Origin of the sequence: Variovorax sp. PAMC28562 (assembly GCF_014303735.1) — a bacterium.
Taxonomy (GTDB): domain Bacteria; phylum Pseudomonadota; class Gammaproteobacteria; order Burkholderiales; family Burkholderiaceae_C; genus Variovorax.
Genome location: NZ_CP060296.1, coordinates 1,537,948 through 1,553,914, shown reverse-complemented (window position 1 = coordinate 1,553,914; position 15,967 = coordinate 1,537,948). Strand labels below are relative to the sequence as shown.

General features: G+C 63.4%; 19 protein-coding genes. 7 read left to right on the top strand and 12 right to left on the bottom strand.

From position 1 onward, the window contains the following. Nucleotides 1-103: 103 nt before the first annotated feature. A complete protein-coding gene (locus H7F36_RS07370) occupies nt 104-1,795 on the bottom strand; it encodes a WS/DGAT/MGAT family O-acyltransferase (protein ID WP_187054062.1) in 1,692 nt (563 codons plus the stop codon). A 149-nt stretch (nt 1,796-1,944) separates the two neighbouring features. Between H7F36_RS07370 and rocF the strand changes: the two genes are divergently transcribed. Both rocF and H7F36_RS07360 read left to right on the top strand, forming a co-directional pair. Beyond that, nucleotides 1,945-2,856, top strand: coding sequence for an arginase (rocF, locus tag H7F36_RS07365; RefSeq protein ID WP_187054061.1), 912 nt, complete (start codon nt 1,945-1,947; stop codon nt 2,854-2,856). A gap of 116 nt (nt 2,857-2,972) precedes the next feature. Continuing rightward, on the top strand, nt 2,973-3,392 hold the full coding sequence (locus tag H7F36_RS07360) for a response regulator (RefSeq protein ID WP_222620445.1): 420 nt from the start codon (nt 2,973-2,975) through the stop codon (nt 3,390-3,392). 16 nt (nt 3,393-3,408) lie between these two features. Here the strand turns inward: H7F36_RS07360 and H7F36_RS07355 are convergent, their stop codons facing one another. From H7F36_RS07355 to H7F36_RS07345, 3 genes are all read right to left on the bottom strand, one after another. Next, nucleotides 3,409-4,053 carry a DUF2242 domain-containing protein gene (locus H7F36_RS07355; protein WP_187054059.1) on the bottom strand — a complete coding sequence of 215 codons (645 nt, stop codon included), beginning with the start codon at nt 4,051-4,053 and terminating at the stop codon, nt 3,409-3,411. Between the two features lie 84 nt (nt 4,054-4,137). Continuing rightward, the gene (locus H7F36_RS07350; RefSeq protein ID WP_187054058.1) at nt 4,138-5,412 is read right to left on the bottom strand and encodes a Glu/Leu/Phe/Val family dehydrogenase; all 1,275 of its coding nucleotides are present in this window, start codon (nt 5,410-5,412) and stop codon (nt 4,138-4,140) included. 101 nt (nt 5,413-5,513) lie between these two features. After that, the gene (locus H7F36_RS07345; RefSeq protein WP_187054057.1) at nt 5,514-6,200 is read right to left on the bottom strand and encodes a YggS family pyridoxal phosphate-dependent enzyme; all 687 of its coding nucleotides are present in this window, start codon (nt 6,198-6,200) and stop codon (nt 5,514-5,516) included. 47 nt (nt 6,201-6,247) lie between these two features. On the opposite strand from H7F36_RS07345, the gene H7F36_RS07340 reads away from it, so the two are divergent. From H7F36_RS07340 to H7F36_RS07330, 3 genes are read left to right on the top strand one after another with little or no spacing between them, the layout of a single operon-like run. Further along, entirely contained in the window at nt 6,248-7,291 is a 1,044-nt protein-coding gene (locus tag H7F36_RS07340; protein ID WP_187054056.1) for a type IV pilus twitching motility protein PilT, read from the top strand. A 31-nt stretch (nt 7,292-7,322) separates the two neighbouring features. Continuing rightward, nucleotides 7,323-8,459 (top strand): PilT/PilU family type 4a pilus ATPase, encoded by a 1,137-nt coding sequence (locus H7F36_RS07335; RefSeq protein WP_187054055.1) that lies wholly within the window; start codon nt 7,323-7,325, stop codon nt 8,457-8,459. Between the two features lie 23 nt (nt 8,460-8,482). After that, on the top strand, nt 8,483-9,406 hold the full coding sequence (locus H7F36_RS07330) for an NAD(P)-dependent oxidoreductase (RefSeq protein ID WP_187054054.1): 924 nt from the start codon (nt 8,483-8,485) through the stop codon (nt 9,404-9,406). Between the two features lie 17 nt (nt 9,407-9,423). Here H7F36_RS07330 and H7F36_RS07325 read toward each other — a convergent pair whose 3' ends face one another. Genes H7F36_RS07325 through H7F36_RS07315 form a run of 3 tightly spaced genes read right to left on the bottom strand, consistent with a single transcriptional unit; the run spans nt 9,424 to nt 11,222 of the window. Continuing rightward, the gene (locus H7F36_RS07325; protein WP_187054053.1) at nt 9,424-10,197 is read right to left on the bottom strand and encodes a BON domain-containing protein; all 774 of its coding nucleotides are present in this window, start codon (nt 10,195-10,197) and stop codon (nt 9,424-9,426) included. Then, a complete protein-coding gene (locus H7F36_RS07320) occupies nt 10,194-10,802 on the bottom strand; it encodes an SIS domain-containing protein (RefSeq protein ID WP_187054052.1) in 609 nt (202 codons plus the stop codon). The genes H7F36_RS07325 and H7F36_RS07320 overlap by 4 nt, the downstream gene beginning before the upstream one ends. A gap of 48 nt (nt 10,803-10,850) precedes the next feature. Beyond that, nucleotides 10,851-11,222 (bottom strand): YraN family protein, encoded by a 372-nt coding sequence (locus tag H7F36_RS07315; RefSeq protein ID WP_187054051.1) that lies wholly within the window; start codon nt 11,220-11,222, stop codon nt 10,851-10,853. Between the two features lie 33 nt (nt 11,223-11,255). Between H7F36_RS07315 and rsmI the strand changes: the two genes are divergently transcribed. After that, nucleotides 11,256-12,242, top strand: a complete 987-nt coding sequence (rsmI, locus tag H7F36_RS07310) for a 16S rRNA (cytidine(1402)-2'-O)-methyltransferase (protein WP_187054050.1) — start codon at nt 11,256-11,258, stop codon at nt 12,240-12,242. Here rsmI and H7F36_RS07305 read toward each other — a convergent pair. The 5 genes from H7F36_RS07305 to H7F36_RS07285 form a co-directional block, all read right to left on the bottom strand. Next, on the bottom strand, nt 12,239-12,967 hold the full coding sequence (locus tag H7F36_RS07305; protein WP_187054049.1) for a glutathione S-transferase: 729 nt from the start codon (nt 12,965-12,967) through the stop codon (nt 12,239-12,241). The genes rsmI and H7F36_RS07305 overlap by 4 nt on opposite strands. Nucleotides 12,968-13,112: 145 nt before the next feature. Then, a complete protein-coding gene (locus tag H7F36_RS07300; RefSeq protein WP_315971447.1) occupies nt 13,113-13,412 on the bottom strand; it encodes a DUF599 family protein in 300 nt (99 codons plus the stop codon). A gap of 9 nt (nt 13,413-13,421) precedes the next feature. Next, a complete protein-coding gene (locus H7F36_RS07295) occupies nt 13,422-13,859 on the bottom strand; it encodes a YeeE/YedE family protein (RefSeq protein WP_187054048.1) in 438 nt (145 codons plus the stop codon). An 11-nt stretch (nt 13,860-13,870) separates the two neighbouring features. Then, nucleotides 13,871-14,305 carry a YeeE/YedE family protein gene (locus H7F36_RS07290; protein WP_187054047.1) on the bottom strand — a complete coding sequence of 145 codons (435 nt, stop codon included), beginning with the start codon at nt 14,303-14,305 and terminating at the stop codon, nt 13,871-13,873. After that, a complete protein-coding gene (locus tag H7F36_RS07285; RefSeq protein ID WP_187054046.1) occupies nt 14,305-14,628 on the bottom strand; it encodes an ArsR/SmtB family transcription factor in 324 nt (107 codons plus the stop codon). Before H7F36_RS07285 ends, H7F36_RS07290 begins: the two co-directional genes overlap by 1 nt. Nucleotides 14,629-14,740: 112 nt before the next feature. On the opposite strand from H7F36_RS07285, the gene H7F36_RS07280 reads away from it, so the two are divergent. After that, the gene (locus tag H7F36_RS07280; protein WP_187054045.1) at nt 14,741-15,622 is read left to right on the top strand and encodes an MBL fold metallo-hydrolase; all 882 of its coding nucleotides are present in this window, start codon (nt 14,741-14,743) and stop codon (nt 15,620-15,622) included. Nucleotides 15,623-15,967 lie beyond the last annotated feature (345 nt).

Genomic DNA, 15,967 nt, shown 5'->3' with positions numbered 1-15,967 from the left:
GGGTCGCTGGTTTGCGATGGCCCGATCTTCTTCGGCAATGCCTAGGCCGCGATAACTAGAAGCGGGAGAAAGTTAGTCCAATTGCCCCAATTTTTTGATGATTTCACGAGCTTGCGGTCGCACCGGCGCGCGCCCGCTTGGCCGGCACCGGCGCCTTGCGCGTTGACTTGGCAGCGGGCTTGGTCACTGCCTTGACGATCGGTCTCGGGATCGGCTTCGGGATCGGCTTGGCCGCGGCTTTCGCAGTGCTCTTGCCGGCAGGTTTTCCGGCCGGTTTGCCGACGATTTTCAAGTTCGGCTTGCGCACCGCTCTCGCAACGACTTCGAGCGCTGGGGCTGCAGCAGCGGTTGCGGCTGCAGCCACCGGCTGCGCCGCCGCCATCGGTCCGGCCAGATCCATCAGCGTCTTGTGCTCGGCCAGCATGTAGTCGCCGATCTCGGTGATGTCGGGCACCGCACGGCGGCAGGCGATCAGGCCGTAGTCCATGCGGCCGTTGTAGCTTTGCACCGTCACGTTCAGCGCCATGCCGTGGCTGGCGATCGACACCGGGTAGTAGCAGGTGACCAGCGCGCCCGCAAAGTACATCGGAAACGGCGCACCGGCCACGTTCGAGATGGCGACGTTGGCGACCGGCGGAATCACGTTGATCAGCCCCGAGCGCCCGAACATCGAAGCCACGCCGGAGATCAGCCAGGGCGCGCCGAACATCGGGAAGTCGTCGAGGATGACCGCCTTGAACTTGTTCATGGTTGACTTCGACGCGTTCGACGACGCGTTGATCTGCTTCAGCCGTGCCACCGGGTCCTTGATGTCGGTCGCGAGGCTCACCAGGATCATGCTGGCCTGGTTGTTGGCGGTTTCGTCGCCGGCTTCGCGCAGGCTCACCGGAATGGCGCCGACCATCGACTTTTCGGGCAGCTCGTTGCTGTCTTTCAGGTACTTGCGAATGGCGCCCGCCACCGTGCCCATGACGACGTCGTTCAGCGTCACGCCGAAATGCCTGGCGATGTGCTTGGTCTCGGCCAGCGAAATGGTGCGGCCAGCGAAGGTGCGCTGGTTTGTAATCGACACGTTGAACGGGGTACGCGGCGCCAGCAGCTTGAACTTTTTCGGTGCCGTCGTCAGCGATTTCTCGGCGGCTTTTTCGTCCGGCTTGGCGAGGCCGCCGATGGCGCGTGCAAAGGCGGGCGCCATCTTGAACAGCTTCACGTACTGCTGCGCCGTATTGCGCAGCGCGGCGCCCGCGAGTTCGGCCATGCCGAGCGAATAGTTGTTGCTGCGCGCACGGGCCCGCGGCGGTTTGACGACACGGCCGACCGCGTCGAGATCGAAGATCGCCTTGCCGAGCGCGACGCCGGCCTGCCCGTCGATGCCAGCGTGATGCACCTTGGTGTAGAGCGCAGCCTGGCCGCTTTGCAAGCCGTCGATGATGAAGAACTCCCACAGCGGGCGGCTGCGGTCGAGCAGCGTCGAATGCAGGCGCGCCACGTACTGCTGCAACTGGCGGTTGGTGCCCGGCTTGGGCAGCGTGATGTGCCGCACGTGGTAGTCGATGTCCATGTCTTCCTCGTCGACCCAGACCGGATTCGACAGGTCGAACGGCATCAGCGCGAGCTTGCGGGTGAACACATCGGCCAGATGAATCCGGCTGGCCATGAAAGCCTTGGCGTCCTCGTAGAAATCGCCCTTGTAGCCTGGCGGCAAGTCCAGCACGTTGAGCGAACCCACGTGCATAGGCATCTCAGGGGTTTCAAGATGCAGGAAGGTGGCGTCGAGGCCGCTCAGGTGTTTCATGTTGTCTCCTTGATTACGCTCTCAAAGGCGCTTGTCAGGATACCGTGCAGTCACTGAAAAAAGGGCCCCGAGGCTTCAGTGTTTCCACCCGGTCGCTTGCAGCTTTTGCACGCGCAAGGGTAGGCTGGAGCCATGACTCGCACCACACCATGACCGCCACGCTCGAACTCATCGGCGCCCCGACCGACGTAGGCGCCAGCGTGCGCGGCGCGGGTATGGGTCCGGACGCCCTGCGCGTCGCTGGCCTGGCCGAGACGCTCACGCGCCAGGGCTTTTCCGTCGTCGATCGCGGCAACCTCGCTGGCCCGGCGACGCCTTGGGCCGCACCGACCAATGGCCTGCGGCATCTGGACGAAGTGATCGCCTGGAACCGTGCGGTCTACAACGCGGTCGACACTGCGTTGGGCGCCGGACGCGTGCCGCTGATGCTGGGCGGCGACCACTGCCTGGCCATCGGCTCCATCAGCGCGATCGCATGGCATGTGCGCAAGCGCGGGCAGAAACTGCGGGTGCTGTGGCTCGACGCGCACACCGACGTCAACACCGACACCACCAGCCCGAGCGGCAACATCCACGGCATGCCGGTGTCGTGCCTGCTCGGCCACGGCCCGGCCGCGCTGACCGGTTGGAGCGGCGAACGTGCGGCGCTCGTTCCCGAAGCGGTGCGCTTCATCGGCATTCGGAGCGTCGACGATGACGAGAAGGAAGCGATCCGCACCATGGGCCTGCGCGTGTTCGACATGCGCCACATCGACGAGCACGGCATGCGCCACACCATGACCGAGGCGCTGCAAGACGTCGACGAAGACACGCACCTGCACGTGAGCTTCGACCTCGATTGCCTCGATCCGGCGGATGCGCCCGGTGTGGGAACGGGAGTGCGCGGCGGGCCGACCTATCGCGAGATGCAGCTGTGCATGGAAATGGCGGCGGACACCGGGCGCCTGGGGTCGCTCGATGTGGTCGAATTGAACCCGGCACTGGATGTGCGGAACCAGACCGCGGAAGTAGCGGTGGCGTTGATCGAGAGTCTTTTTGGGAAGTCGACACTGACGCGGTGACGCGTAATTGAGCGGCCTGCTTGAAAAAAGCGCGCCTCCTACGCCAGCTTGTGCCGGAGGAGACGGCGATGTCGCAGGCGCTGGCCCTAAAGTTCATTCATGACCGGATCTTTCCGATGACGACCGACGTGCCCCACTCCAACGACGCCCGAGACAATCCACCGAATCCCGAGGGAGCGTCCGCAGTGCCGGGCAAACTGCGGGTACTCGTGGTGGAGGACGACGCTGCGGCACTGTCGGCCACCGTCGAACTGCTGCAGCTGCTCGGCCACTGGGCCACGGGCGTCAAGAGTGCAGAAGTGGCCAAGTCGCGCTTCATGGACGGCGCGTTCGACGTGCTGCTCACCGACATCGGCCTGCCTGCCCTGTCGGGTTACGACCTGGTGCAAAGCCTGCCGTCGGGCCATCGCATTCAGGTGATTTTTGCGAGCGGGCAAATACAGCCCGACGATCCGATGCCCGGAACCATCTGGCTCGCCAAACCGTTTACCGTCGAGCAGCTCGAAGCCGCGCTGGCGACGGCCCGCGCGGCCTGAACCTTCGCTCTGTCGATTATTTGAGTGGCGCTGTTGCCGGAATGGCGGGCGCGGCCGGCATGGCCTCTGGCGCGCCCAGCGCCGCCGGCGATACCGAGGGCTCGCTACCCTGCTGAGCCTTCAGGAATCGTTCGAGCAACGTAAAAAAGCGATCGTAAAAGCCTTCGTCGGTCAGCGTCTCGCTCGCAATCTTCACCATGGCATCGTCGCTCGACGAATACGGCAGCGAAAGTGAGCCGATGGCGCCGACACCCACGCTTGCCGAGTTGTTGACTTTTTTCAGCGCATAGCGGTCTTGCAGCGCCGTCACGAAGGTCACGGTGCGGTGACCCTTGGCGACCTCTGATGCGCAGACCACGCGCAACTCGACTTCGACGTGTACCTCACCGGTCGGCTGGAAGCTCTTGCGGCCCGTCACCAAGTCGGTGCTCGACGCCGTGAGCATGTAGCCCTGACTCAGCAGAGCGCGACGCGCCGCTTCACAGGTTTGTCCTTCGCTGGCCGAATAGCTGCGGGTGTGGGTGGTGGTCGAATCGAACTCTTCCGGCTCGTAGGAGACAGGCTTCGGCGTGCCGCCGCAACCGGACAAAAGCAGCGCAGCGGCGACAGCCAGCGCGGCAGAAAAAGAGACGAAAGCGCGAGAAGAAAAGACTGTGGACATGGCGTGTCGATGCTAGCGGCGAAATCACCGGCGACTTGCCGGCGCCCAGAAACGGGCGCCCCTACTTCACGCTCGAACGTGAGCTCAAGGGTACAGACCGCGTTCCTGCCGCGCCATCAAAATGCGCTCGCAGGCCACCGCATAGGTGGCAGTGCGCAAGCTGATCTTGTGCTTGTCGGCCGTGTCCCAGATCTGGTTCAACGCATTCATCATGATGCGGTCGAGCCGCACGTTGATCTCGTCTTCGTCCCAGAAGAACGACGAGAAATCCTGCACCCATTCGAAGTAGCTCACCGTCACGCCGCCGGCGTTGCAGATCACGTCGGGCACCACCAGCACGCCGCGCTCGGCCAGGATGTCGTCGGCCTCGGGCACCGTCGGGCCGTTGGCGCCTTCGAGCACCAGCTTGGCGGTGGTCTTTTTGGCACGTGCCGCGGTGATCTGGCCTTCGAGAGCAGCTGGAATCAGGATGTCGCAGGCCACGTCCCAGAAGGCTTCGTTTGGCACGACGTCGCCACCCTTGAAGCTCACCGCGCCGGCCGGCGTGCGCGACACCGGAATCAGCTCGGCCAGGTCGAGCCCTTTCTCGTTGACGATGGTGCCGGTGTGATCCTGCACAGCGACGATCTTTGCGCCGGCCTCGACAAAAAGCTCGGCTGCGACAGAACCCACGTTTCCGAAGCCCTGTACCGCAATACGCGCACCGCGCAGGTCGAGGCCCAGGCGGCGAGCGGCTTCCCGGCCGGTGACGAACACGCCGCGGCCGGTCGCCTTGACGCGGCCCAGCGAACCACCGAGGTGCAAAGGCTTGCCAGTGACGACACCGGTGGCAGTGCCACCGGTGTTCATCGAATACGTGTCCATCATCCAAGCCATGATCTGGCCGTTGGTGTTGACGTCGGGCGCCGGGATGTCGGTGTGCGGGCCGATGATGATGCCGATCTCGCTGGTGTAGCGGCGCGTGACTTTCTCCAGCTCTTTGAGCGACAGCTTCTTGGGGTCGACGCGAATGCCGCCCTTGGCGCCACCGTACGGCAGGTTGACCGCAGCCGTCTTGACCGTCATCCAGGCCGACAGCGCCATCACTTCTTCCAGCGTGACATCGGGGTGGAAACGCACACCGCCCTTGCCCGGCCCGCGGCTCATGTTGTGCTGCACGCGATAGCCTTCATAGTGCGCGATCCGGCCGTCGTCCATTTCGATCGGTACGTCGACGATCAGCGCGCGCTTCGGTCGCTTGAGCGTTTCAGCCCACTTGGCCAGGTCGCCCAGGTAAGGCATCACACGGTCGACCTGCTGCAAATATGTCCCCCACGGACTGGTGGGTGTGGGATTGACGAAGGAAAGTTTTTCGCTCATTCGAGGCTTCCGTGTGTTGGGTGGATGCCGTCGACGATAGACCTTGCCCTGCGACTGCGCCATGACTTATGCGCGCAGCGCAGGGCGTTATGCCGACGCGGTCAGCGCCCGCCGAAGATGGCGGTGCCGACGCGCACCATCGTGCTGCCGGCAGCGATGGCTGCTTCCAGATCGGCGCTCATGCCGAGTGACAGAGTGTCGAGTGCGATGCCCGCTGCGTTTATCCGGTCGAAAACCGCAGCCGCCATCAGGAAAAGCGCCCGCTGCGCGTCGAAGCCGGCCGCCGGTTCCGGGATCGCCATGAGCCCCCGCAGTCGCAACCGTGGCAACGCCGCAACAGCCTGCGCAAGCGCCACCGCCTCGTCCGGCGACGCACCCGACTTGTTGGCGCCGCCATCGACATTGACCTGCAAACAAACCTGAAGCGGTGGCAAACCGGCCGGCCGCTGCTCGCTCAGGCGCTGCGCGATCTTCAACCGGTCGACACTGTGGACCCAGTCGAAATGCTCGGCCACCAGACGCGTCTTGTTGCTCTGGAGCGGGCCGATGCAGTGCCACTCGAGTTCGGCACGAATGTCCGCCAGGGCCTGGATCTTGCCCACACCCTCCTGAATGTAGTTTTCCCCAAAAGCGTGTTGACCTGCTCCATACGCTTCGCGGACCGCCTCTGCGGGGAAGGTTTTTGACACTGCAAGCAAGCGCACGCTCGCCGGATCCCGTCCGGCGGCTGTGCAAGCCGTCACGATCCGGGAGGTAACTTGCTGGAGGTTGTCACGAATCATCGTCATAATCGTCAAAAGCGTATCAAAACGTCACCGACCCATTCGAGGACCCCGTGGACATTACCCAACTGCTGGCATTCAGCGTCAAAAACAAGGCTTCGGACTTGCATCTCTCGTCTGGCTTGCCGCCGATGATCCGGGTGCATGGTGACGTGAGGCGCATCAATGTCGACGCGCTCGATCACAAGGCGGTGCACGCCATGGTGTACGACATCATGAGCGACACGCACCGCAAACACTACGAAGAATTTCTGGAAGTCGACTTCTCTTTCGAGATCGATGGCCTGGCCCGCTTTCGGGTGAATGCCTTCAACCAGTCGCGCGGCGCTGCGGCGGTATTCCGGACCATTCCTTCGAAGATCCTGTCGCTGGAGCAACTCAACGCGCCCAAGATCTTCGGCGAACTCGCATTGAAGCCGCGCGGCCTGGTGCTGGTGACAGGCCCGACCGGCTCGGGCAAATCGACCACGCTCGCCGCGATGGTCAATTACCTGAACGAAACCGAGTACGGCCACATCCTGACGGTAGAAGACCCGATCGAATTCGTCCACGAATCGAAAAAGTGCCTGATCAATCAGCGCGAAGTCGGGCCGATGACGCTGTCTTTCGCGGCCGCTCTGCGCTCTGCCCTGCGTGAAGATCCTGATGCGATTCTGGTCGGCGAAATGCGCGACCTGGAAACGATTCGCCTGGCCATGACGGCGGCTGAAACGGGCCACCTGGTGTTCGGCACCCTGCACACCTCGTCGGCGGCCAAGACCATCGACCGGATCATCGACGTGTTCCCGGGCGAAGAAAAAGACATGATCCGCGCCATGCTGTCGGAGTCGCTTCAAGCGGTGATTTCTCAGACACTGTGCAAGACCAAGGACGGCCAGGGCCGTGTTGCGGCGCACGAGATCATGCTGGGCACGCCGGCCATTCGCAATCTGATCCGCGAGGGCAAGGTTGCGCAGATGTACTCGTCGATTCAAACTGGCAGCGGTCAGGGCATGCAGACGCTCGACCAGAACCTGACCGACCTGGTGCGCCGCAGCGTGATTTCATCTGCCGAGGCACGCGGCAAAGCCAAGATCCCCGAGAACTTCCCGGGCTGATTTTTTTTCTGGATCTCTCCGGAGCAGACACATGGAACGCGATCAGGCCAGCCAGTTCATCAACGAACTGCTCAAGCTCATGGTGAGCCGCAACGGCAGCGACTTGTTCATCACCGCCGACTTTCCGCCGGCCATCAAGGTCGACGGCAAGGTGACCAAGGTGTCGGGCCAGGCGCTCGGTTCTCAGCACACGCTGGCGCTCACCCGATCGGTCATGAACGACCGCCAGACGGCCGAGTTCGAGCGGACCAAGGAATGCAACTTCGCAATCTCGCCGACCGGTGTCGGGCGCTTTCGCGTCAACGCATTCGTGCAGCAGGGCAAGGTCGGCATGGTGATGCGGACCATTCCCGCCAAGCTTCCGACCATCGACGGTCTCGGTATGCCGCAGGTGCTCAAAGACGTGGCGATGACCAAGCGCGGCCTGACCATCCTGGTCGGCGCCACCGGCTCGGGCAAGTCGACCACGCTGGCCGCCATGATCGACTGGCGCAATGAAAATTCATACGGCCACATCGTGACCGTCGAAGACCCGGTCGAGTTCGTGCACCCGCACAAAAACTGCGTGGTAACGCAGCGCGAAGTGGGCATAGACACCGACAGCTGGGAGGCCGCTCTCAAGAACACGCTGCGCCAGGCGCCCGACGTCATTTTGATGGGCGAAATCCGCGATCGCGAGACGATGGAGCATGCCGTCGCATTCGCCGAAACCGGTCACCTTTGCATGGCGACACTGCATGCCAACAGCGCCAACCAGGCGCTCGACCGCATCATCAATTTCTTTCCGGAAGAGCGCCGCAACCAGTTGTTGATGGACTTGTCCCTGAACCTGCGCTCCCTGGTGTCGCAGCGCCTGATTCCGACCGAAGACGGCCAGGGGCGCATCGCAGCGGTCGAGATTTTGCTCAACACGCCCCTGATCTCCGACATGATCTTCAAGGGCGAAGTCGGCGAGATCAAGGAGATCATGAAGAAGAGCCGCAACCTGGGCATGCAGACTTTCGACCAGGCGCTGTTCGATCTGTTCGAGAACAACGCGATCACTTTCGACGACGCCATTCGCAATGCCGATTCGGCGAACGACCTGCGTCTGCAGATCAAGCTGAACAGCCGACGCGCCAAGTCGCAAGATCTGTCTGCCGGCACCGAGCATTTCGCCATAGTCTGAGCTCGCGGCGCTAAGCTCGGGGCATGAGCAGCCTCAATACCAAAATCTATTCCCTCGTCCCTTCGCACAAGGTCGCTTTTCTCGGCCTGGGCGTGATGGGTTACCCAATGGCCGGGCACCTTGCTTTGGCGGGGCACAGTGTGACGGTCTACAACCGCACCGCCGCCAAGTCCGCTGCCTGGCAAAAGGAGATTGCTGCAGCGGGCGCGGTGGCCAAGCTCGGTCATGCGGCAACGCCGCGCGAAACGGTGGCCGATGCGGACATCGTTTTTTGCTGCGTAGGCAACGATGACGATCTGCGCTCGGTGGTGCTGGGTGCCGATGGCGCTTTTGCGGGCATGAAGAAGGGCTCGGTGTTCGTCGACCACACCACGGCCTCGGCCGATGTCGCGCGCGAGTTGTCCAAAGCTGGCTTGGCTCTGGGCCTGCAGTTCATCGATGCGCCGGTGTCGGGCGGGCAGGCGGGCGCGCAAAACGGCGCGCTGACAGTGATGTGCGGTGGCAACGCCGCCACGTTCGCACAGGTCAAGCCGGTGATCGACGCCTTCGCACGCGCGGTGACCCTGCTGGGTGACAGCGGTGCGGGCCAGTTGGCGAAGATGGTCAATCAGATCTGCATCGCGGGACTCGTGCAGGGATTGTCGGAAGCCATCGCCTTTGGCCAGCGCGCCGGTCTCGACATGGAAGCGGTGCTCGGTGTCATCAGCAAGGGCGCAGCGCAGAGCTGGCAAATGGAAAACCGCGGCAAAACGATGATCGAGGGCAAGTTCGATTTCGGCTTTGCGGTCGATTGGATGCGCAAGGACCTGGGCCTGGTGTTCGACGAAGCCAAACGCAACGGCGCGCAACTGCCGGTGACGCAACTGGTCGACAAGTTCTATGCCGACGTGCAACAGTCCGGCGGCAAGCGCTGGGATACCTCCAGCCTGATCACCAGGCTGAAATAGGAACTGCGCTCCCTCTGCTAGCGGACCGGCGTGGTGCTAATACCGCCGCTCGGCGCAGGCATCGGCTCCATCGGGGGCAGCGGGACGTTCGAGCGTGAGGTCGGAGCCGGCGCGACGCTGGAGGACGGCGAGGACACCGGCGCCGGTGCACCGTTTGCACGGACCTGGTTCGCCAATTCCGCGTCGCTGACGATTTCGACGACGCGCACGACGCGGTCCACGCCCGAAACGCCGCGCGTGATGTCTGTCGCGCGATCGGTCTCTCGACGGGTCGCGATGCCCATGATGTACACGGTGCCGCGCTCGGTCACGATCTTGAACGAGTTGGCGAAGATGTCCTTGGCGTCGAGCAACGATGCCTTGACCTTGCCGGTGATGTAGGTGTCGTTGGAACGCTGCGGGAACGAGCTCGACGGGCCGACCACGAGTTCATTCACTACCGACCGTACGTTGTCGACGCGTCGCAAGACCTCTTCGGCACGACGCTTGTCGGCCTCGCTGCCGACGGTACCGACCATCAGCACCTGCCGGTTGAAACTCACCAGCGTGACGTTCATGTCGTCGTTCGCGATCTCGCGGATGCGTGCGGCGCCGCGAAGCTCGATGCCCTGGTCGTCCAGCTGGGCGCCGGAACTGCGGCGATCGGTCGCGACCAGGCCGGCACCGGCCGCCGCGGCTCCGCCGATGACCAGCGGCACGCAGCCGGAAAGGCCAGCCACCAAGGCGGCGCCCAGCGTGAGTGCGGCCATCGCGGTGGCGATGCTGCGGGTCGATGTCGTTGGAATCGTCATGTGGAACCTTCCTGTTCTCCGAGTAATTGGGCGTCCACTCCGTCGCACAGGCAATGCAGCGCGAGGAGGTGGACTTCGTGGATGCGTGCCGCCCGTTCGTGCGGCACCGTGACCTGTACGTCTGTTTCGCGCAATGCGCGGCCGATGGCGCCGCCACTGCCGGCCGCATGGCCCAACAGCGCAACGACGGTCATGTCCCGCGCATGCGCCGCCGTGACCGCCGCCAGCACCGCGGACGACTGGCCGCTGGCGCTCAGCACCAGCAAAACATCGCCAGCGTGGCCTAGCGCCCGCACCTGGCGCGCAAAGCGGTCGCTGTCGATGGCGCCAGGCGTGTCGGCCGCCGGATCGGTGGCGTCGCCGGGCAAGGCGATGGCGGCGAGCTCGGGTCGCTCGCGCTCGAACCGGCCGACGAAGTGAGCAGCGAACTGCGCTGCCAGCAGCCCCGACACGCCGGAGCCACAGGTCAGCACCTTGCCGCCGCTGGTCACGCAGGCCAGCAGCGCCTGCATCGCTTGCGAAATCGGTTTGCTAAGCGCCGGGCCCGCCTGGTATTTGAGGTCGGCGCTGTCGATGAAGTGCTGCTGTATCCGTTGCTCAAGCATTTGGGGTCGGATGATAGCGACAGGCACTGCAACAAATCGTTCGATCCATTAGTGACCCGCGTCGAAGGCGGCTTGCAGCCACTCGATTTTTTCCTCGACCAGCACCACATCGAACCGGCACGGCGGCAGTGTGCGCAGCCGGCTGAGGTAGTGGCGCGCGGCGAAGATGATGCGGCGCTGCTTGACGCCGGTGATGCTGCCGCCGGCGCCGCCATGCGTACCGCTCGCTCGCTGCCGCACCTCCACGAACACCAGTGTGCCGTCGCGTGGATCGCGCATGATCAAATCGATCTCGCCGCCGCCGCGACCCGGCGTTCGATAATTGCGGGCGATCGGTACCAGTCCGGCGTCCTGCAGGTGTTCGAGCGCGGCGTCTTCGGCTGCATCGCCACGCTGCTTGGTGGTTTTAGTTGTCGCCATCCCTGCGATCCTGTTGTTGTCCCGGAGAAACCATTGGCTTCAATCACCGCCGCGTCGTTCGGCGCAGCCCTCTCGGCCGCTGGCGATGCCGCGGGCAGGCAGGATTATCCCCAGAGCACGCTCTACGTCGTCGCTACGCCGATCGGCAACCTTGCCGACATCACGTTGCGCGCGCTGCATGTTTTGCAGATGGTCGACGCTGTCGCCTGCGAAGACACTCGGCATACGCAAAGCTTGTTGCGGGCCTATGGCATCGACCGACCTGGCGGCCAGCTGCTCGCGCTGCACCAGCACAACGAAGCCGAAGGGGCGCAGGGCGTCATCGCACGCCTGTCTCAAGGCGAACGCATCGCGTACGTAAGCGACGCCGGCACGCCGGGCGTGAGCGATCCCGGCGCGCGGCTGGTGGCTGCCGTGCGCGCAGCCGGGCTTCGCGTGCTTCCCTTGCCGGGCGCGAGCGCCGTTACCACGCTGATCAGCGCTGCGGGTCTCGTCGCGGGTGGTGACGACAGCAGCGCTTTCGTCTTCGCGGGCTTTCTGCCAAGCAAGGCTGGCGAACGCGACACGACCGTGCAAGCGCTCGCGTTGGAACCGCGCGCTGTCGTCTTGCTCGAAGCACCGCACCGCATCGAAGCCGTGGCCAGAGCGCTGACCGTGCTGGGCGACCGGCGGATCACTATCGGTCGTGAACTGACCAAGCAATTCGAAGAGATCGTTACCCTGGCTGCCAGCGAGCTACCGGCGTGGTTCACCGCGGGACGAGACCGCACGCGCGGGGAATTCGCACTCGCTTTGCATCCGATGGCAGTCGCTGTCGATGATGGCGCGGAAGGCGAACGTGTGCTGCGACTGCTGCTCGAAGAGCTGCCGGTGAAGACCGCCGTGCGCCTCGCCGCGGAGATAAGCGGCGCGCCGCGCAACGCGCTCTACGACACTGCGCTGCGCATCCGCAAAGACGGGAGCAAAAATGATGGCGACCACCACACGAACAGCGATCTCCACGACGAGCCGAACGATTAGCCGTCAAGTTCCGGGTAGTGCCTGAAGATGCCCTCTTCGTTGAAGGCAATGCGGCGCGGACTCTGCAGATAGGCATGCACCCGCTCGCGGCGACTCACATTGCCGTGAAGCTTGGCAACGAGAGGCGTGTCGGCCAGCACGCGTGCAGTGGCCTTAGGAAACGCATAGCGCAGACCGGCGACCAATTGGAACAGCGACAGGTCCGCGTAAGTGAGCGCACTGCCAACCAGATGCAGATCGCCAGCCGGATTGCGCTGCAAGATCTGCTCGAACCATCCCAGGAACTTCGGCATGCGCTCTTCCCGAAAAGCCTTGGCGCGCTCCAAGGCGGCAGCACGCTGGTCGTCGTAGTAGGCATCGACCGAGATCGGATGGTGCGTGTCGTGCGCCTCGGCCACCGCGTCGGCGATGGTCAATTGCAACTGGTGCGTCCACAGGCCATCGACCTCGCCCGCGCCCGCGAGACCGAGCCGCGACCCGAGGTATAGAAGGACGGCGGCCGTTTGCCCGACCACAACTTCGCCATCGACAAGGAACGGCGGCGCGAACGATGCGCGCGGATTCTTCGGATCTTGCAGGCTGTGCCTCAGCGCCGCTTCGCCGACGCCCTTCGCAGGCGATTGACGCGCGACGTCGACGTACTCGGCGCCGGCAGCTTCGAGCGCCAGTCGCACGAACTCACCGCGGCCCTGAATGGTCGGCCAGTAATGCAATTGATAAGCCATAGGCAATCTTCTCAGAACTTGCATGCATGCAGGCAGGCAAGCCGAGGGGACCGACGTTGTCAAAGGGGTGTGCAGTTCATCGGCTCAAGGTAGCAACAGGAGCTCGAGCACCAGCTTCGGAGTCAGGCTCGGCAGCATCGCCGCTTCATCCAAGCCCGCATGCAGTGAGGGTGCAGCAAGAGTGACAGTGCCGATCAATCCAAGCATCGCTGTCGATGCCGTCATGGTCGCCGACATCAGCGATGTTTCGCAGCGTCTGCACCGCGAGGATCTCCGAGCCAGGGTTCTGCGACACGGCAATGAACCAGTCTTCCCGCAGCGCCGCATGCGCGCTGCGTGCCATGCGCTCGGGGCGGCGTCGCTGCGCGACCATGAGCACCGTCTCGTACGCCACCAACACTGCGATGGTCACCAGAGTACTCAGCCAAGCCAGGACGGCGGACATCGCTCTGACTCAGGCGGGTCGAACGCCGGCAGGCTGCTTGCGCCGCTCGAGCAGTTCGAAGGCGCCCATGCCCACTAGCATCGCCGCTACGAAGACAAGCGCCTTGACCTCGCCCATTCCCAGTGCGACCAGACCGGGGCCGGGGCAGAAACCGGCGACACCCCATCCGATACCGAATACGACGCTGCCGATCAGCAGACGACTGTCGATCTCGCGCGACGTGGGCAACTTCATCGGCGCACCGAGGAATGACACGGTGCGCTTCCTGGCCATCGCGAACGCCAGCGCTCCGACGGCAATCGCGCCCGCCATCACAAAGGCCAGCGAAGGGTCCCAGGCGCCACCCAGGTCCAGGAAGCCCAGCACCTTGGCCGGATTAGCCATGCCAGACACGATGAGGCCAAGTCCGAAGACGAGGCCGGCCAGCAACGATGTAAAAACCGTCATTCAATGTCTCCTCAGATGCCAAGCCAATGGCGGATGATGAACACGGTCGCGAAGCCAGCGACCATGAAGGCCCCAGTGGCGACCATCGATCTCGGCGACAAACGCGCCAACCCGCACACGCCATGTCCACTGGTGCAACCCGACCCGTACCGAGTGCCCACACCCACCAGCAGGCCGGCGATCACCAAAGCACCAAAAGACGCATCGATTCGGGGTCGGGGAAGCGCCGCGAGCAACTCATAGACCCAGGGCGCACCCACGAGGCCCAGCACGAATGCGGCACGCCAGGCCAGGTCGCCCTTGTTCGGCTTGAACAGCCCGCCGATGACGCCACTGATACCGGCGATGCGGCCGTTAAGCAGCACGAACATCGCCGCGGCCAGACCTATGAGCATCCCTCCGGCCAAGGCGGACCAGGGGGTGAATTCATTCCAGGCGATGGACATCATTGTTCCTTGGGACAGTAGAGCCGGTAGAGCACAGCCAGGATCTCGAGCAGGTTTGGATCGGCGACGCTATAGAAAATGTTCTTGCCCTGACGGCGCGTACTGACAACCCCCTCTGTGCGCAGAACGCCGAGCTGCTGTGAAAGCGTTGGTTGACGGATTTCCAGATGTTCTTCGAGTTCACTGACGCACATCTCGCTTTGCGAAAGCTGGCACAGCAGCAGCATGCGCTCGACGTTGGCCAGCAGCTTGAGGGCGCTGACAGCCTCGTCTGCGGCATGGCGCAGGACTTCGGGATCGATGACGGTTTTCGGGCGCTTCATGGAGCGTCAGTGCAGCAGTAAGTTGAGCGGACAGCAGGTCAATCGGTTCTCTTCATTATATGTATACATATACTATACTTCAATATATCGACAACCAAAATCGGAGTTCACTATGAACGCTCGAATCACGACACAAGCCTTCTTCGACCCGAAGACCTGGACAGTGACCTATGTTGTGTGGGACCCTGCCACGCTGCGAGCTGCGGTCATCGACCCGGTGCTCGACTACGACTTCAAATCGGGCCACACCAGCACCACCTCGGCGGATCAGGTGCTGGCCTATGTCGTCGAACACGCGCTCCATGTCGACTGGATTCTCGAGACCCACGCGCACGCGGACCATTTGTCCGGTGCGCGCTACCTGCAGCAGCGCGTCGGTGGCCGCATCGCCATCGGCGAAAACATTCGGACGGTGCAGGCCACCTTCAAGAAGCTCTACAACCTGGAGCGAAGCTTCCTTCCCGACGGTAGCCAGTTCGACCACCTGTTCAAAGACGGTGAAACGTTTCGGATCGGCGAGGTCGAGGCCACGGCGATGCTGGTGCCCGGTCATACCCCGGCCGACATGGCCTACCTCATCGACGATTCAGTCTTCGTCGGCGACACGCTTTTCATGCCTGACGTCGGCAGCGCTCGCGCCGACTTCCCCGGCGGGGAAGCACACCAGCTGTACCGCTCGATGCACCGCCTTCTGGCCCTGCCTCCCGAGACTACGATGTATGTCTGTCATGACTACCCGCCGGCTTCGCGGCCTGCCCACTGGCAAACGACGGTGGCCGAGCAGAAAGCCCTGAACATCCATGTGCGCGACGGCATCACCGAAGACGAGTTCGTCGCGATGCGGCAGGCACGCGACGCCACGCTAGAAGTGCCGACGCTAATCTTGCCCTCGATTCAGGTGAATGTTCGCGCTGGGCAACTGCCTCCGGCGGACGAAAACGGCGTGTCTTACCTGCGCATCCCGCTGAACACGTTGCCCATCCACCGCCGATAAGTGTCTCAAGCGGCGGGTGGGCCTATCCGGGCATCTGGCTGCATCGTGACGATGGATGCACTTTTCATGAACTTGCAGCCGCCCGCGAGGGACCAGACTCTTCGAGTTGCCAAGCAGCCGCGTCAGCCGCTGAATCAACGGGTCCCCTGCAGTCATTGGGCTCCAGCTGAGCAACAGCGCGCGGCGCAATCAACGCTCTCCATCGAGGAGTCCGTATTTCAGCGCACCTTAAGTGCGCCGCGGTCGTCGCGCTCACCGTACCCTGAATGAATTCCCAGCCTGCTGACACGTCGCGCCAAACCGAGGTCACGCGGCAAGGGTTCGACGTCATGCCCTTCAGGTAGA

Coding starts and splice junctions, on each gene's coding strand:
- H7F36_RS07285 (WP_187054046.1), bottom strand. CDS start 14,628: ATGAAGCGCCCGAAAACCGTCATCGATCCCGAAGTCCTGCGCCATGCC.
- H7F36_RS07290 (WP_187054047.1), bottom strand. CDS start 14,305: ATGTCCATCGCCTGGAATGAATTCACCCCCTGGTCCGCCTTGGCCGGA.
- H7F36_RS07280 (WP_187054045.1), top strand. CDS start 14,741: ATGAACGCTCGAATCACGACACAAGCCTTCTTCGACCCGAAGACCTGG.
- H7F36_RS07350 (WP_187054058.1), bottom strand. CDS start 5,412: ATGAGCGAAAAACTTTCCTTCGTCAATCCCACACCCACCAGTCCGTGG.
- H7F36_RS07370 (WP_187054062.1), bottom strand. CDS start 1,795: ATGAAACACCTGAGCGGCCTCGACGCCACCTTCCTGCATCTTGAAACC.
- H7F36_RS07345 (WP_187054057.1), bottom strand. CDS start 6,200: ATGACGATGATTCGTGACAACCTCCAGCAAGTTACCTCCCGGATCGTG.
- H7F36_RS07320 (WP_187054052.1), bottom strand. CDS start 10,802: ATGCTTGAGCAACGGATACAGCAGCACTTCATCGACAGCGCCGACCTC.
- H7F36_RS07325 (WP_187054053.1), bottom strand. CDS start 10,197: ATGACGATTCCAACGACATCGACCCGCAGCATCGCCACCGCGATGGCC.
- H7F36_RS07300 (WP_315971447.1), bottom strand. CDS start 13,412: ATGTCCGCCGTCCTGGCTTGGCTGAGTACTCTGGTGACCATCGCAGTG.
- H7F36_RS07295 (WP_187054048.1), bottom strand. CDS start 13,859: ATGACGGTTTTTACATCGTTGCTGGCCGGCCTCGTCTTCGGACTTGGC.
- rocF (WP_187054061.1), top strand. CDS start 1,945: ATGACCGCCACGCTCGAACTCATCGGCGCCCCGACCGACGTAGGCGCC.
- H7F36_RS07335 (WP_187054055.1), top strand. CDS start 7,323: ATGGAACGCGATCAGGCCAGCCAGTTCATCAACGAACTGCTCAAGCTC.
- H7F36_RS07355 (WP_187054059.1), bottom strand. CDS start 4,053: ATGTCCACAGTCTTTTCTTCTCGCGCTTTCGTCTCTTTTTCTGCCGCG.
- H7F36_RS07330 (WP_187054054.1), top strand. CDS start 8,483: ATGAGCAGCCTCAATACCAAAATCTATTCCCTCGTCCCTTCGCACAAG.
- H7F36_RS07315 (WP_187054051.1), bottom strand. CDS start 11,222: ATGGCGACAACTAAAACCACCAAGCAGCGTGGCGATGCAGCCGAAGAC.
- H7F36_RS07305 (WP_187054049.1), bottom strand. CDS start 12,967: ATGGCTTATCAATTGCATTACTGGCCGACCATTCAGGGCCGCGGTGAG.
- H7F36_RS07360 (WP_222620445.1), top strand. CDS start 2,973: ATGACGACCGACGTGCCCCACTCCAACGACGCCCGAGACAATCCACCG.